A 688-nucleotide genomic window follows, 5' to 3' on the forward strand; every position below is an offset into this window, starting at 1 on the left:
AGAGATGGTGAACGAGAAGTTGACACACCTAATGAACGTATTGAAGGAGCTAAAGGTAAAACAGTTACTACAACCACTTACGATGTAGATTCACACGACGGTCATATCACAGAACACGTTGGTATCCCAGTTGTCACCCCAGCAGGTAAGACAGTCGTTAAAGTAGGTGCTAAAACTAAGGTTGAACAATCTAAAGATTCTGAAGGTCGTGATGTGATTGATACCACTACCTATGCAGTTGATCCAAAAACAGGTAAGGTAACTCCAACAACAGTTCGAACTTATGGGAAAACGAAAGCACCAACGGTTGAGAAGAGAGTAGTACCATCACCTGTTGTCTATGAAAAAGATGATACGAAAGAAAAAGGTGCAGCCTCAACTACTGTTAAAGGTGAAGATGGTGAAGACACTATTACAACAACTTACACTGTGGACACTAATACTGGAAAGATTATAGTAAGTGAAGGTAAACCAGTTCGTACGAAAGAACCAACGAATACAGTCGTTAAAGTCGCAGCGAAGGATAAAGTAGAAACAACCGAAATCCCATCACCTAAAAAATACGTAAAAGATGATACGCGGGAAAAAGGCCAAGACAATGTAGAAGAAGCAGGCCAAGCAGGTTCACGCACAGTAACAACTACTTACGAAGTAAATCCAGCAGATGGAACCATTACAGAAAGAGTAG

The 688-nt window shown here is 40.8% G+C and carries 1 protein-coding gene; it reads left to right on the top strand.

Annotated elements, in window-relative coordinates; genetic code table 11:
* Positions 1-688 (top strand): G5 domain-containing protein (locus HMPREF2805_RS11500; RefSeq protein ID WP_261676339.1); only part of this gene is annotated, 688 nt, incomplete at both ends.

The organism is Streptococcus sp. HMSC034E03 (genome assembly GCF_001811505.1).
Classification (GTDB): domain Bacteria; phylum Bacillota; class Bacilli; order Lactobacillales; family Streptococcaceae; genus Streptococcus.